This is a genomic window from Arcobacter sp. (genome assembly GCF_050300555.1).
Taxonomy (GTDB): domain Bacteria; phylum Campylobacterota; class Campylobacteria; order Campylobacterales; family Arcobacteraceae; genus Arcobacter.
This window is the reverse complement of the sequence record NZ_JBNKXY010000003.1, coordinates 1-15,371: the sequence shown is the minus strand read 5'-3', so window position 1 is coordinate 15,371 and position 15,371 is coordinate 1. Positions and strand designations below refer to the sequence as shown.

General features: G+C 28.5%; 14 protein-coding genes. 7 read left to right on the top strand and 7 right to left on the bottom strand.

What is annotated here, in order from left to right; translation table 11 throughout:
- Window positions 1–4 precede the first annotated feature (4 nt).
- On the top strand, window positions 5–739 hold the full coding sequence (locus ACQY5W_RS02920) for a phytanoyl-CoA dioxygenase family protein (protein ID WP_428023449.1): 735 nt from the start codon (window positions 5–7) through the stop codon (window positions 737–739).
- Window positions 732–2,840 (top strand): helix-hairpin-helix domain-containing protein, encoded by a 2,109-nt coding sequence (locus tag ACQY5W_RS02915; protein ID WP_428023448.1) that lies wholly within the window; start codon window positions 732–734, stop codon window positions 2,838–2,840. The genes ACQY5W_RS02920 and ACQY5W_RS02915 overlap by 8 nt, the downstream gene beginning before the upstream one ends.
- On the opposite strand, the gene ACQY5W_RS02910 is transcribed toward ACQY5W_RS02915, so the two are convergent.
- Together ACQY5W_RS02910 and ACQY5W_RS02905 are read right to left on the bottom strand one after the other, a co-directional pair.
- On the bottom strand, window positions 2,841–3,152 hold the full coding sequence (locus ACQY5W_RS02910; protein WP_428023447.1) for a hypothetical protein: 312 nt from the start codon (window positions 3,150–3,152) through the stop codon (window positions 2,841–2,843).
- A 356-nt stretch (window positions 3,153–3,508) separates the two neighbouring features.
- Entirely contained in the window at window positions 3,509–3,883 is a 375-nt protein-coding gene (locus ACQY5W_RS02905; RefSeq protein ID WP_428023446.1) for an acyl-CoA thioesterase, read from the bottom strand.
- A gap of 137 nt (window positions 3,884–4,020) precedes the next feature.
- Here ACQY5W_RS02905 and ACQY5W_RS02900 point away from each other — a divergent pair, with 137 nt between their 5' ends.
- Window positions 4,021–5,133, top strand: a complete 1,113-nt coding sequence (locus ACQY5W_RS02900; protein ID WP_428023445.1) for a glycosyltransferase — start codon at window positions 4,021–4,023, stop codon at window positions 5,131–5,133.
- A 20-nt stretch (window positions 5,134–5,153) separates the two neighbouring features.
- On the opposite strand, the gene ACQY5W_RS02895 is transcribed toward ACQY5W_RS02900, so the two are convergent.
- Window positions 5,154–5,981 (bottom strand): LysR family transcriptional regulator, encoded by an 828-nt coding sequence (locus ACQY5W_RS02895; RefSeq protein ID WP_428023444.1) that lies wholly within the window; start codon window positions 5,979–5,981, stop codon window positions 5,154–5,156.
- Between the two features lie 92 nt (window positions 5,982–6,073).
- Between ACQY5W_RS02895 and ACQY5W_RS02890 the strand changes: the two genes are divergently transcribed.
- Genes ACQY5W_RS02890 through ACQY5W_RS02880 form a run of 3 tightly spaced genes read left to right on the top strand, consistent with a single transcriptional unit; the run spans window position 6,074 to window position 8,294 of the window.
- Window positions 6,074–7,258 (top strand): YbfB/YjiJ family MFS transporter, encoded by a 1,185-nt coding sequence (locus ACQY5W_RS02890; RefSeq protein WP_428023443.1) that lies wholly within the window; start codon window positions 6,074–6,076, stop codon window positions 7,256–7,258.
- A gap of 1 nt (window position 7,259) precedes the next feature.
- Entirely contained in the window at window positions 7,260–7,466 is a 207-nt protein-coding gene (locus tag ACQY5W_RS02885) for a tautomerase family protein (RefSeq protein ID WP_428023442.1), read from the top strand.
- 36 nt (window positions 7,467–7,502) lie between these two features.
- Window positions 7,503–8,294, top strand: a complete 792-nt coding sequence (locus ACQY5W_RS02880; RefSeq protein WP_428023441.1) for a PhzF family phenazine biosynthesis protein — start codon at window positions 7,503–7,505, stop codon at window positions 8,292–8,294.
- A 27-nt stretch (window positions 8,295–8,321) separates the two neighbouring features.
- Here ACQY5W_RS02880 and ACQY5W_RS02875 read toward each other — a convergent pair whose 3' ends face one another.
- Genes ACQY5W_RS02875 through recQ form a run of 3 tightly spaced genes read right to left on the bottom strand, consistent with a single transcriptional unit; the run spans window position 8,322 to window position 11,790 of the window.
- Window positions 8,322–8,825 (bottom strand): dihydrofolate reductase, encoded by a 504-nt coding sequence (locus tag ACQY5W_RS02875; protein WP_428023440.1) that lies wholly within the window; start codon window positions 8,823–8,825, stop codon window positions 8,322–8,324.
- A complete protein-coding gene (locus ACQY5W_RS02870; RefSeq protein WP_428023439.1) occupies window positions 8,822–9,685 on the bottom strand; it encodes a thymidylate synthase in 864 nt (287 codons plus the stop codon). Before ACQY5W_RS02870 ends, ACQY5W_RS02875 begins: the two co-directional genes overlap by 4 nt.
- Window positions 9,686–9,687: 2 nt before the next feature.
- A complete protein-coding gene (gene recQ, locus ACQY5W_RS02865; protein ID WP_428023438.1) occupies window positions 9,688–11,790 on the bottom strand; it encodes a DNA helicase RecQ in 2,103 nt (700 codons plus the stop codon).
- Window positions 11,791–11,936: 146 nt separating this feature from the next.
- Between recQ and ACQY5W_RS02860 the strand changes: the two genes are divergently transcribed.
- Window positions 11,937–14,741, top strand: a complete 2,805-nt coding sequence (locus tag ACQY5W_RS02860) for an NB-ARC domain-containing protein (protein ID WP_428023437.1) — start codon at window positions 11,937–11,939, stop codon at window positions 14,739–14,741.
- Between the two features lie 242 nt (window positions 14,742–14,983).
- Here ACQY5W_RS02860 and ACQY5W_RS02855 read toward each other — a convergent pair.
- A partial coding sequence (locus ACQY5W_RS02855) for a transposase (RefSeq protein ID WP_428023436.1) occupies window positions 14,984–15,371 on the bottom strand: 388 nt, incomplete at its 5' end.

Sequence of the window (15,371 nt, the reverse complement as noted above, 5' to 3'; positions counted from 1 at the left end):
ATAAATGAAATTAACACAAGAACAAATCGAACAATTTAACCAAAATGGTTTTTTGGTTATTAAAGATTTTGCACCACATGATTTATGTGAAAAAATCCTAGAAAAAGCAAAATATCATTTAGAAAATAAGATTAAACCAATAGAGACAGAATCTGAATATCTTGAAGCAAATGATGAAACAAATACAGTAAGACGTCTAAGACAAGTTTACCAAAGAGAAGATGTGTTTAAACAGTGGATGACATACAAAGAGACCCTACCAATGCTTCAACAACTATTTGGTGAAGAGGTAGTTTTAACTTTGGCTCATCATAACTCTATAATGACAAAAATGCCAAAGGACTCATCAAGAACTTCATGGCACCAAGATAGAAGATATTGGCATTTTGAAAACAACGACCTAATCTCTATTTGGTTAAGTCTTGATGATGAATTTATAGAAAATGGTCTTTTAGAATTTATTCCAGGAAGTCACAAACTATCATTGGATAAAGACCAATTTGATGAAAAATCAAACTTCTTAGATGAACACCCAAAAAATATAGAGATAATCAAAAATAGAGTTCATACAAACCTAAAAAGAGGTGATATAGTTCTATTTCATTGTAAAACTCTGCACCATGCAGGTAAAAATATAACAGACAAACCAAAAATCTCTTTTGTTTATACAACAAGAGCATCTAGCAATAAACCTCTAAAAAATACAAGAAGTGACGTAGCAGAGGTAGTTCTTGGATAACCTAATAACACTTTTAGAAAAGAAGACTTCTTTTTCTAAAAGTGTTATTCAAAATATTTTACAACTTCTTGATGAGGGTTGTACTATTCCTTTTATAGCAAGATATAGAAAAGAGCAAACTTCAAATGCAAGTGATGAAGAGCTAAGAGTTTTTGAAGAGATTTATAACTACTCATTAAAACTTTTAAAAAGAAAAGAGGAGATTTTAAATCTTCTACAAGAAAAAAACTTCTTAGATGAAAAAATCCAATCAAATATAAATAGTGCCACAACACTTCAAGCTTTAGAAGATATATATACCCCTTTTAAAGATAAAAAATCATCTAGAACTACAATTGCTATAGAAAATGGGTTAGAACCTCTAGCAAACTTTATACACTCTTTAAAATACTCTAAAAAAGAGTGTGAAGAGAAAGCAAAAGCTTTTTTAAATAAAGAAATCTCAACTATAACTGATGCGCTAAATGGAGCAAAAGATATTATTTCTCAAAGATATGCAGATGATTTTAAGTCTAAAGAAATCGTTAGAAATAGTATTCTAAATTATGGAACTATACAAACAAAACCTACAAAAACATTTGATAATAATGGTCTATATAAAAATTTATCAGATGTAAATGAAAAAATAAAATATATAAAATCATATAGATTTTTAGCTATAAATAGAGCCACAAATGAAAAAGAACTAACTTTTAAAATAGAAGTTGATGAAGATTTTATTTGTGAAAATATAAAAAAATACAAAATCCCAACTTGGGCAAATAGTTCAAGTGAACTTGTCTTTGACGCCTACAAAGATGGACTTAAAAGACTTCTTCTTCCAAGTTTAAAAAGAGAAGCCATAACAATCCTAAAAGAAAAAGCTTCATATGAAGCCATAAATCTTTTTGGTAAAAATCTAAAAGAACTACTTCTTACTCCTCCACTTGTAAATCAAACAATTTTAGGAATAGACCCAGGTTTTAGAACTGGTTGTAAAGTGGCAGTTATAAGTGATGATGGACTTTTTTTAGATAGTGCTGTAATTTATCCAACAAAACCTAAAGAAGATTTTGAAAACTCTGCTAAAACTTTATTAGCTTTAATAAAAAAATACAATGTAAACTCAATAGCCATAGGAAATGGAACTGCATCAAATGAAACTGCCTCTTTTGTATCAAACTTTATAAAAGAGAACTCTTTAGATGTGAAATTTGCAGTAGTTAGTGAAATAGGAGCAAGTGTTTATTCTGCTTCAAAAATAGCTGCTCAAGAGTATCCCCAACTTGATGTTACAATTAGAGGTGCAATTTCTATTGCACAAAGACTTCGAGACCCAATGGCAGCCTTAGTTAAAATCGACCCAAAATCACTTGGTATCGGACAATATCAACACGATGTAAATCAAAAAGATTTAGCTTCAAAACTAGAAAATGTAACAATTGACTTAGTAAATAAAGTAGGAGTTGATATAAACTCCGCTTCATATAAACTTCTATCTTTTGTCTCTGGTTTTAGTGAAACCATGGCAAAAAATATTATAGCCCACAGAGAAAAAATCAAAAAGTTCAAATCAAAAAAAGAGTTACTTGATGTAAAAGGAATAGGCTCAAAAGCTTATGAACAAGGAGTAGGATTTTTAAGAATAAAAGATGGAGATTCTATATTAGATAACACAGCAATTCACCCAGAAAACTATTGCTTAGTAAATGCTTTACAAAAAAAATACAAAATTGAAGATATAAAAACAAGTGATATTGTAAATATAGCAAAAGAGTTAAACACTTCAAAACTTCTTTTAGAAGATATTATAAATGAGTTACGAAAACCAGGTTATGATGTAAGAAGTGAATTTGATGAAATAGAATTTTCAGATGATATCAAAAGTATTGAAGACTTAAAAGAGGGATTTTATGTTTCAGGAATTGTACGAAATATCACAGACTTTGGAGCTTTTGTTGATATTGGACTTAAAAATGATGGTATGATACACATCTCACAAATGAGCGAAAAAAGAATCTCTCACCCAAGCGAAATACTAAGCATAAACCAACAACTAAAAAAGATAAAAGTAATATCTATTGATTTAGAAAAAAATAAAGTAGGACTTAGTTTAAAATAACTAATTCCAACTGTTTTCAATTACTTCATAATGCAATACAAAAGTATCAGGATTCAACTCATATTTATCATCTTCAGGATATAGTTTAGCAATGTTAATATTTTCACCAGAAAAAGCTTTTATTGAATCTATACAATCCCAATAAGTTATTAATGTAATTTCTACTGATTCTTCTAAATCTCTTGTAAAAATTTGGCTACCAAGATATCCTTTTACTATAGAGGTGTCTTTTATTCCTGTTTCATATAAATATTTAGTAAAACCCTCTTTATGTTTGTGAGGAAATTTTGCTTTCCATTCTCGTGCAATCATTTTAACTCCTTATTATTAATAAACTTTTACAATAATGTATTTTAAATTTATATAAAAAATAACTCTGCGTTTATTAATACCCAATTATCAAAAAAGATTATTTTTTGGTATTTTTATATCATATAGAGAACTTTAATTAAAAAAAGTTATATTTAAGCAAGTAAAAAACTTTCGCCTAGATGAATTGTGAGTATTTTCAAAATAGCGTTAAGAAAAATCAAATAAAATCTGTTAATAAATTTAAACTGTTTTAGCGAGTTATCGAGTTATTAAATTTTAAGATTTTATTTTATTTTCTAGCTATTTTGGAACCTGTGAACGCTTTTCTTTTGTTTCTTTTCTTTATAAAAAAGAACTTATTGAGCCTTTTTTTCTAAATAAAGTTTATGTGGCGTTGGTTTTTTATTGAAATCAATTGTTACTAAAACCACCTCTTCAACTTGAACAATTACTTTATTTGTAGTTTTATTTCTAAGTTCACATTTTACAGTTATTGATGTTTTACCAACACGTACCAATTCTAAACCAGTAATAAGAATATCACCAATATTAGCAGCACTGTTAAAAACAACTTCAGATACTTTAGCTGTGGCAATTCTACTTGTGTCAAGTAAATTTGCTGCAAAAACAGTAGCATCTGCATCAATCCATGAAAGAGCCATCCCTCCACTTAAAATCCCAGCAGAACTTAAGTGTGGGTACATTACCATTCTTTGAGTAGTATATTCCAAATCAAAACCTTTTTTCTTATTTTCAACTATTTTTTATAAAATCTTGATTAAACCATGAGTAAAAAACAGTGGTATTTCAAAATGCTTTTTTAATGCTATGCTAAATTAGTATACTCTATAGCAAAAAGGAGTTAACTATGCAAAAATTTTTATATATTACTGATCAAAATGAATATAGTGATAACAGTTTTATTGGCCCTTTATTTGAAAAATATTTAACAAAACATTTTAATATAGATATTATTTACTTTTCTAAATTTAAAACCTCATTTGAGAAAAAAGATAACAACAAAATCATTATACCTGTTTCTGAAAAATTAAGTGTTTTAGAAGTTTTAAATAATAACGGTATTGATTTAAAAGAGTACACGTATGTTGCTGTAAGAAATGATACTAAAATTTTAAAAGAGGTGCTAAAAAGAAGAGGTGCATATGGATTTAAAGTTGCATTTAGACTATCTTTCCCTAAAAGAATTGCCAAACTTCAAAGGGATGAAGCAAACAACAAAAAAAGCTATTTTGATATCATTTCAAATAAAATTCAACTTCATCAAGAAACATCTTTAATCAATGACTGTGATATTTTTCTTCCAACAACTAGAAAAATGAGAGATAATTATTTAAAAGATGTAAAAACAAGAACTTTTGTAATCCCATCAGCAATTGACCCTGAAGTTTTACATGAAAATATACAACACGAAGGTGAAGAAAAAAGATTTTTTTATGCAGGGACATTGGACAAATTAAGAGAATTTGAAACAGTATTAGATGCTTTTTCACTACTTGCAAGTGGAAGCTTTAAAATAATGATTTCAACAAAAGACCCTGAATATGCTCAAAATTTATTGGAAAAGTACCCTAATTTAAAAGCAAATATTGAAATATATAATGCTACAACAAAAGATGAGTTGTTGGATCTTATTGCAAAAGCAGATATTGGTTTATCTATTTTGCCTGATATTCCACTATTTAATACTTCAACTCCTGTTAAAATCATGGATTATTACTCATCTGCTGTTCCTTGTATTATGTCAAAAAATGATAACAACTTATCAATTTTTGATGATAATAAAACAGCTTGGTTATGTGATTTTGATAAAGACTCGATTAAAACGAAACTTGAAGAGATAATTAGACTCTCTAAAGAAGAAGTTGCTCTTGTAGGAGTTGAAGGACAACATAGACTTTTAGATATAAGAAACTATGAACGAATCGCAGATGATTTAGCCCATCAATTAAACATCTTATAAAAATATGCTTTTGCATATTTTTATAATTTTACACTCTTTAAATACTCAACAATTTTAGGAATATTATCTTTTCGACAAACCAAACATGTGGGCATATCCAAAGCATTTTTATTTAATTTGGAAATTTTAACTTCATTTTCAAATCTTAATTTTTCCACAATACTCATTGGCAATATTGACTTACCCATCCCAGCTTTTACACATCCCAATATAGTTTCATAACTTCCAAACTCCAACTTTTTGTGTTCTATTTGTGTCATTTCAAAAATATAATCTTGTGCAAAACCACTGTATGCACATCCCTTTTTAAAACTCAAAAAAACATTTGGAGCCATTTCATCAAATGGTTCAACTAAAACCAACTCTTCATCAATTCTGTTTAATACCATAAGTTCTTCTTCCTTTGGAACACCACTTATAAAAGCAATATCAACCTTATAATCCATTATCATTTTTTTTATTTCTGTTGTTGTATTTGTGATAAGTTCCAATTGTGTATTTGGAAAGTCATTATGTAAGTTTAATAAAAAATTTACGATTCGTGTAACTGCATTTGATTCAGTTGATGCAACAACTAATTGCTCTTGTTTCAACATATCTTTCATATCTAAAATTGCAAGTTCTATTTTTGATATAATCTCTACAGCATGGGGATAAAGTCTTTCTCCTTCATGGGTTAAAATAACCCCAGAAGGAACTCTATGAAATAATTTACATCCCAAATTTTTTTCTAGCTGTTTAATTCTTGAAGTGACATTTGACTGGGCATACTTTAAACTATTTGCAGCTTTTGAGATAGATTTTTTATTTGCGACATTAACAAATACTTTTAATAAATTTGAATCCATATCACTTTTCCTTATATCACAAATCATGATTAGATATTTGACATAACATCATCTTTAGTGATATTATGTCATAAAAAAACTTGGATAAGCTTTTGAAAAATATAAATTTACTAGATAAAAACTCAAATTCAGCTATCATTTTAGCTGGAATTATTGCACTTATCATTGGAGTTGGGGTTGCTAGATTTGTTTTCACTTCTCTTTTACCTCCAATGTTAGAAAACTATTTAACTGTTAGTTTTGCAGGTATTTTAGCTTCTGTTAATTATATGGGGTACTTAGCTGGTTCTATTTTTGCAGTATTTATAAAAGATGTTTATACAAAAGTAAAGTTTTTTAGACTTGGGATGGTTATTTCTATTGCTACAACATTTGTTTTAGCTACAACTCATAATGAAATTTTATGGCTAATATCAAGAGTAATTGCAGGATTTGGAGCAGCTATGGCTTTAGTTGTTGGTTCAGCTATTGTGATGAGTAAGCTAAAAATAGATAATAAAACAAAAGCCATGGGAATACATTTTTCTGGTATTGGTTTTTCTATACTTGTTAGTGACCTAATTGTAAGAGGAGTATTTAGTTTTGATGGTACTTGGGAAGATGCTTGGCTAGTACTTACTATCTTTGCAGCTGTTGCTTCTATTTATCCTATTTATGTATTATCTTTTGGTAAAAAGGTAAATACAAATGTTGTAAAACATCACTTTGATATAAAACTATTTACACCTTTTGTTATATTACTTATTTTAGCTTATTTTTGTGAAGGTGTTGGTATGGTTGTACAATCAACTTTTATACCAGATATTATCAACTCACTTGAAGGTTTAGAAGGATATGGAAACCTTACTTGGACAATAGTTGGACTTGCAGGTATTCCATCTTGCATTATTTGGATGAATTTAGCCCATAAATTTGGAAGTGTAAATATTATCATTATCTCTATGTCACTTCAAGTTGTTGGTATCTTAATCTCTGTTCTTACAAATAATATGTATCTAAACTTATTATCAGGAGTGCTTTATGGAGGTACTTTTATAGGACTTGTTGCGCTTTTTATGAGTTTGGGTGGAAAACTTGCAGGTTCTAATCCTGTGATTCTTATGGGAGCTTTAACAACTGCCTATGGGGTTGGACAAGTTTTAGCACCACTTTATAGTGTTGCTTTAATTGAAAAATTTGGAAACTATGATTATGCTTTATTTCTTACAGCATTTATAGTTTCTAGTGGAGTAGTTTTACTTCTTATCTCAAAAATTTTAAAAATAGTAAAGGACTAAAATGCCTGTTATAAATGTAAAGATGACCCACGAAGATGGTGGAGCTACAAAAGAGCAAAAAGAGAGATTAGCAAAAGGTATCACTGAACTTTTTGCTGATATTTTTGGAAGAGGAGCATCTAGTGCTGTTGTTATTATAGAGGAAGTTTCTATGGATAACTATGCTATTGGTGGAAAAACTGTTTCAAAAATAAGAGAAAAACAATAATTATTTATTCTCAATATTAAAACAAATGGAGTTTATATGCAATTAAAAATTTTTATTATAGATGCTTTTACAAGTAAACAATTTAAAGGTAATTCTGCTGCAGTTGTACCTCTAAAAGAGTGGATAGAAATTGATCTTATGCAAAAAATTGCATTTGAAAACAATCTTTCAGAAACAGCTTTCATAAAAGAAATCAAAAAGAATAGTTATGAGATACGATGGTTTTCACCTTTAAGTGAGGTAGATTTTTGTGGTCATGCTACTTTAGCGTCATCATTTGTATTATTTAACTATTTTGATTGTAAAGAGGAAATAATATTTTTAACACAAAAAGTTGGCTCAATTTCAGTAATACAATTAGATAATAAAAAAATACAAATGAGCTTTCCAAATCAAGCTCCAAAGCCAGTAGATAAAATACCAGAGGCACTAACAAAAGGTCTTTCAATAAAGCCTGAAAAAGTCCTAATAAATAGACAAGCATATGTAATAATTCTAAATAGTGAAGATGAAGTAAAATCAATATCTTATAATACACAAGAGTTAAAAAAACTTGCCCCTTATGATGTGGTAGTAACTGCAAAAGGAAAAGAATATGATTTTATATCAAGATATTTCTGGCCATCAAATGGCGGAATTGAGGATCCTGTAACAGGATCTATTCACTCATGTCTTGCACCATATTGGGCAGATAAATTATCAAAACAAAATCTTATAGCATATCAAGCTTCCACTAGAGGTGGTATATTAGAATGTAGTATAAAAGAAGATAAAGTATTAGTTTCAGGAGATGCTGTACTTTATCTAAAGGGAAAAATCTTTATTTAAATAAAGATTTTTTCAAATAAAAAAAGATTAATCTTTTTTAACCCAAACCTTAAATTTCCAAGCAGGAGTTTTAGTAACTCCATCTTCAATTATTGCATCATAATCTATTTGTTCAGCTAAATCCCAAGTAGAAAAATCTATTGACTCTAAAAAAGCATCAGCAACACCTTCAAAATCAACTTCACTTAAATACATTTTATCAACATAAGGAAAAAGTGTTTTATAGATATTTGCACCACCAATTATAAAAAGTTCTTCTTCTCCATTTTGTCGTGCAAAATTAAAAGCTTCTTGAACCTCATCAAAAGTATGTACACCTTCATGTTCAAAGCCACCTTTAGATAAAACCAATGAAGTTCTATTTGGAAGAGGTTTACCAATACTTTCAAAAGTTTTTCTTCCCATCAAAAGATGATGCCCTGAAGTTATAGCTTTAAACTTTTTAAAATCTTCAGAAATATGCCAAAGCATTTGATTGTTTAAACCTATTTCCCAGTTTTTTCCATAGGCTACTATCATTGATACTATCATACAGCCATTTCTCCTTTTATTGGTTCATCACATATATAATCAACCAATTCAAAATCTTCCATTTTAAAATCATTGATATCTTTTATATTTGGATTAATTTTCATAGTTGGTTTTTTATGTGGTGTTCTTGTTAGTTGTAAATTCACTTGTTCCATATGATTTGAATAGATATGTGCATCTCCAAATGTATGTACAAAATCCCCCACTTCTAAATCACAAACTTGTGCAATCATCATAGTTAAAAGTGCATAAGAGGCTATGTTAAAAGGAACTCCTAAAAATACATCCGCACTTCTTTGATATAACTGACAAGATAATTTTCCATTTGCCACATAAAACTGGAAAAATGTATGACAAGGTGGCAATGCCATTTTTTCTATTTCACCTACATTCCATGCTGATAAAATCATTCTTCTAGAGTCTGGATTAGTTTTGATTTGATTTATTAAATCAGCTAATTGGTCAATAGCTTTTCCATCATGTCCCATCCAAGAACGCCATTGAGCTCCATAAACAGGTCCAAGTTCTTTTACTGTATCTGTATTTGTATATCCTAAGGCTTTTCCTTGGGCATCTGCATTTGCAGTCCATACAGTATTTTTACCCACTAAATTAGAAGCCACATCACCATAATGAATCTCGGCAAGTCTTCTTTCATCTGTACTACCTTCTATAAACCACAAAAGCTCACTTATAATACCTTTTAAGAATGTCTTTTTTGTAGTAACTAATGGAAACCCTTCACTCAAATCAAATCTCATTTGATAACCAAAAACAGACATAGTTCCTGTTCCTGTTCTATCTTCTTTTTTAACACCATTGTCTAAAATATGCTGTAATAAATCTAAATATTGCTTCACTCTTATTCCTTATTTAAATACTCATACAAATATAACTGTTTTCTGAGTTCTTTTAAACTATCAAGCTTCAACCCCTCTTCTATCCAAGATTTTATCTCTTGTGAAATCTCAAGGGGTTTTAAAAGTTCTTCTTTTTTCTCTTTTGAAATTTTATTATATTCAAATAAAAGTGAGAGATGGCTAAGAATAGAAGTTATCCCTAAATCACGGATTTGAGAGATCTCTTCTAGCGTTTTACCCTCTTGTATTAACTCAAAAGTTTCCAAATAAGTTTTTGTAAGTTTTTTAAGAGGTGCTTTATTTTCTAACTTTTCACTAAACTCTTCTTTTATACTTTTACACAAATCTAAAAATATCTCCCCATACTTCTCAAACTTTACAAGCCCTACTCCATTTATATCAAGCATATCTTCTTTTGTAATTGGAAGTTTTGAAGCCAACTCTTTTAGAGTCTTATCTCCAAATATAACATAAGCTGGTACCTCATGCTCCAAAGCAATCTCTCTTCTTAAAGTTCTAAATTTCTCATACAACTCTTCATCAAAGCTAAGTTCTGTAACTTCCTCTTCTAGCTTTTGAGCAATTCCAAGTTTATCACTATCAATTAAAAGTTTTTCATTTCCTTTAAGTATTTGCATACCTAGATTACTTATCTTTAAAGCTCTAAATTCACCTAAACTCAAAGCTTCCATGTCAATTAATTTATCAGCAATAGCCATCCACTCATTTTTACTTTTCTCAGTTCCCAATCCATAAACACTAAGCTTATCATGTCCACATTCCAAAAGCTTTTGATTTTTTGAGCCCCTTAATATATCGATGATATGATTTGTTCCAAACCTTTGACCAGTTCTATATACAGCACTTAAAAACTTTTGGGCATCAATACTTACATCAACTTGCTCAATATCACCCTTTGTACAGTTATCACATAAGGTTTTACAATCTTCACACTCATCTTCAAAATAGTTTGCGATAATTTTATGCCGACAATTATTTGATACACAATAGCGATACATGGCTTCAAGTTTATCAAGTCCTGTTTGTTTATATCCTGTATCTATAGCTTCTTCTATTTGTATTTTTCTTTTTACTTCATCACTTTTAGAGTAGAGCAAATATACATAAGACATATCCCCATCTCGCCCTGCTCGACCAATCTCTTGATAATAGTTTTCAAGTGTTTTAGGCAAACTTATATGTATGACAAATCGTATATTTGATTTATCTATCCCCATACCAAAAGCAATGGTTGCCACAACAATATCAATCTTTTCATAAACAAAAGCATCATAAACTTCATCTTTAACACTTGGACTTAATCCTGCATGATAAGCCATAGCGGTATAGCCACTTTCACATAAAAACTGTGCCATACTTTCAGCTTCTTTTCGGGTAAAAGTATAGATAATCCCACATAAGCCTTTATGTGCTTTTAGGAAACTCAGTATCTGTTTTTTACCGTTTGATATACGAGGTTCAACTTTTATATCAAGATTATCCCTAAGAGTTTTTGCTCTAAAATGTTTAGCATTTTGTAACTTCAAACTTGAAGCAATATCAGCTTCTACTTTCTTTGTAGCAGTTGCAGTAAAAGCTGCGATTGGAGTATCAGGGAAAAATCTTTTAAGTTTATCAAGGTTTCGATATTCAGCTCTAAACTCATGTCCCCAAGCAGATACACAATGGGCTTCATCGATAACAAAATAGTTGATATTGATTCGTTGTAACACTCCCACAAACTCATTGGAAGTAAATCGCTCAGGTGCCACATAGATAAACTTCAACTCACCCCTTAAAAGCTTTTGCATGGTAAAACTATTTTCATCATTTGATTGTGATGAACTTATCATATCAGCTTTTATATCCAAATCATTGAGTGCTTTTATTTGGTCTTGCATAAGTGCAATTAGTGGAGAGATTACGACTGTCGTTCCATTCATAAGGAGTGTTGGGAGTTGATAACAAAGTGATTTACCACCACCAGTTGGTAAGATAGTCAATACATCTTGTTTACTAATGATACTATCTACTACTTCCTCTTGGAAACTTCGAAAGTGCTCATGTCCGAAAATATCTTTTAGTATTTTTTGTTTATTATTCATTTTGTGATGGTAGCATAGTTTGAGTTAGGAGTGTATTTAACAATAAAATGAATAATATTTAATATATACCTTAAATGAACTATTTTATAAACAATTTTATTTTTATATTATATACTACTTAAAAATCACTATTTGAAAGTTATGTAATGTATGATAATAATACTAAGAAAATAAGAAAATATGGATATGACATATTAATAAATAATTTTGAACCAATGATTAGAGATTTTCTAATTAATAAAATATTTTTGCCAATATATGGATTAAAAAACTGGCGAGACAATATTCCTAATGGCGTAATTGAGGTAATGAAGGAAGAAGCTAAAGAAAATAGTGATGATAATATTGAAGTTTTCTTTGATGAATTATATCTTTGGTGCCTTAAAGAAATAATTATACAACGAAATATATATACACTTAGTGAAGATTTTTTTGGTAAAGACTTAGAAAAAGAAAAATTTATATCAATTATGGATGAAATAAATGAACATAGAAGGAAAATAGCTCATGCAAAATCAAATTATACAAAATATGATTTCGAAATATTATTAGAATTAATAACTATCCTTTGTAAAGGAAAGGAATCTACAAAATTAATTGAATATATTCAAAGAGGTAGTTATAAATGTGATTTTGAAATACCAAACTTTATTAATGGAATAAATAAATGTACAAATAATTTACCAGTAGAAGATTATGATTTAGATGGTGGGTTTGTTGGTCGTAGAAATGAAATTCAAAAAATTAAAAAACTTCTATACACAAGTCAAGATAGAATTATAAGTATTACTGGTGCAGGAGGACTAGGAAAAACCGCGTTAGCTTTAAAAACAGCCTATAGTATTTTATCTGAAAATATTAATCCATATTCAAGTATTGTATGGTTTAGTGCAAAAGAAAATCAACTCACTTCAGATAATGGAATTGTTACTATTGAAAGTGGGATATCAGACTATTTTACTATTTTACAGGATATTTTAAAAGTATTAGATAATGGAAAATTTTTATTATTTAAAGAAAATTTTTTTAATGAAATACAATATAGAGATGCTATATATAAAATCTTTGAAACAAATAGAATTTTGCTTATAATTGATAATCTTGAAACTATATCAGAAGAAGAAATTATCGATTTTATAAAAGATGTTCCTCGTCCTTCACAAGTACTTATAACAAGTAGAAAAGGATTAGGAGAAATAGAGAGAAGATATCCTCTTCCTGATTTCTTATTGTCTGATGCAGTAACATTATTTAGAATTATCAGTAAAGAAAGGAATAGGCAAGATTTACAGAAATTACAACAAAAAACAATTGAAAAATATGTAAAAAGTGTAAGTTCTTATCCTTTATTAATTAAGTGGTCTATTGGGAAAGTTTGTATTGGTATGGATATTAACAAAGCATTTAATGAAATTTATAAAGGTGATAGTGAAATTTCTCAATTTGTATTTAATGATATTTTTAATTTATTACACAAATCTTCAAAAAAATGTTTATATAGTATGGTTATATTTGGTAATAAAGGCATCTCAAGACATTTGATTCATCACTTAACAAGTCTATCATTAGAAACAGTAGATGATTCCTTAAAAGAATTAATTATTACATCTTTTATTTATCAAGATGTAAAAGAAGAAAAAGGAACTACAAATACACATTATCAAATGCTGTTATTAACAAGAGGATTTATTCAAAATAAATTAGATAGTGAAAAAGTATTAAGACTAGAAATAGAAACAAAATACAAAGAATTAAGTTTTCAAATAGAAAATGCAGAGAAATCTCAATCTGAATTCCATCATACTTTGTCTATGTTTGGTATAGAAACAGAAGAAGATAAGATTGCATTCAACCATATCAAAATTGCAAAAAACTATTTAAAAGTTAGAGATGATAAACAAGCTACAATATCTTTTGAATCAGCATTATCAATTTCACCAAACTTTTCATATGCCTATGTTGAATATGCTAGATTTGAATATACAAGAGGACATAGAGAAAAAGCTGAAAAATATTATCTTAAAGCTTGCCATTTAGATGACAATAACTATAGAAATCATTTTGCATATGGTGTATTTCTAAGAAAAGAAAATAGAATAGATGATGCAATTAAACATTTAAAAAAAGTTGAGTTACTAAATCCTGAATTCCCATCATTATATAATGAACTAGGTAGAACTCTTTCTTTCAAAGGAGAATATGAAGAAGCAAATAAAAAATTTGAAATTTCATTAAATTTAGAAAGTCAATATGTTAATTATAAGCATATAAATATTTCACTATATTATCAATCAGACAATTATAAAAGATGGGCAGAAAAATTTTTTGATGCACGAGATATTCCAAATGGAAAAAGAATTCTACTTAAATCACTAGAAACTATAAAAAAAGCTAATGCTAATCCTAATATCAGTTATGATATTAAAAATCAAATTTTGGAAAAGAAAATTCAAAAAGAAGCAGGAGACATATTACTTAAAACACATAATTTTGAAATAGGAAAAAAATATTTACTTGAAGCTTCAAAATATATTCCTATAGAACAAGACCGAAAAGGAGAAACTAAAAGAATAGCAGTATATTGTTTCTTAACTTTAGCTCGATATATGCATACAAAATCTAAAGGAAAGAAAGAAGAAATACTTGAATATATTCAAGAGGCTGAATCGTTAAATATAGATGAAAAATTCAAATATGAAATCAATTCATTAAAAAGAACAGTATTGGAAGAAGACTTAAAAAAAGGAATTGTAGAATTTTTTAATATAGAAAAAGGATTTGGTGTAATTATATGTGATAGGGGGAATAAATATACTTTTCTTAGAAAACATATCAAAAGTTTTTATGAAGAAAAAGATTTATACATGTTAGAAGAAAAAAAAGTTAATTTTAAAGAGTCTCTACAACCTGATGGAAAAAAATTTGCATACTCAATAACTTTTTTAAACTAATAATTTGAGAATCTCTGAGGATAGGATGCTTATTTAATAATATTTTCTTGAAGAGGTAAACCTCTCCGCTCTTCTTACTTTGTATGGACAAAGTAAGCAAAACCACCAACGGCTTCAAAGGTCTTCGACTTCCCTCACTTATTATTTTTAATTTCTAGCTTGCGGAACTCATAAAAAAGAGTGAGTTTATCACTCTTTTTTATTCAAACAGTTGCCACCTTAAAAAGTCATAAAAGATATAATTATATAGTATTTTCATTACTATATTTTGACTCATCATAAATTTCGTTATTTTTGTACAATGAATGAGCTACAACTAATAACTTTCTCATTAAAGCCACTTTTATTACATTAGTTGGTTTACCTTGTTTCTCTAATCTTTCGTAAAACTCTACAAATTGTAAATTTAATTGTTTATATGAGAATACTGCCATAAACAATGCTGAACGGCAACTTACAGAACCACTCTTTGATATTCTTGATTTTGTTTTATATGAACTTCCTGACTCTCTATGAACTGGTTCTAGTCCTGCCAATGAAACAATTTGTTTTTTATTAGCATCAGAATATTTAATAAAATGCAACAATAATTCTATTGCTATTTTTTCTCCAACTCTTTTTATTGTTTGT

Coding starts and splice junctions, on each gene's coding strand:
- ACQY5W_RS02920 (WP_428023449.1), top strand. CDS start 5: ATGAAATTAACACAAGAACAAATCGAACAATTTAACCAAAATGGTTTT.
- ACQY5W_RS02910 (WP_428023447.1), bottom strand. CDS start 3,152: ATGATTGCACGAGAATGGAAAGCAAAATTTCCTCACAAACATAAAGAG.
- ACQY5W_RS02900 (WP_428023445.1), top strand. CDS start 4,021: ATGCAAAAATTTTTATATATTACTGATCAAAATGAATATAGTGATAAC.
- ACQY5W_RS02895 (WP_428023444.1), bottom strand. CDS start 5,981: ATGGATTCAAATTTATTAAAAGTATTTGTTAATGTCGCAAATAAAAAA.
- ACQY5W_RS02885 (WP_428023442.1), top strand. CDS start 7,260: ATGCCTGTTATAAATGTAAAGATGACCCACGAAGATGGTGGAGCTACA.
- ACQY5W_RS02880 (WP_428023441.1), top strand. CDS start 7,503: ATGCAATTAAAAATTTTTATTATAGATGCTTTTACAAGTAAACAATTT.
- ACQY5W_RS02875 (WP_428023440.1), bottom strand. CDS start 8,825: ATGATAGTATCAATGATAGTAGCCTATGGAAAAAACTGGGAAATAGGT.
- recQ (WP_428023438.1), bottom strand. CDS start 11,790: ATGAATAATAAACAAAAAATACTAAAAGATATTTTCGGACATGAGCAC.
- ACQY5W_RS02860 (WP_428023437.1), top strand. CDS start 11,937: ATGTATGATAATAATACTAAGAAAATAAGAAAATATGGATATGACATA.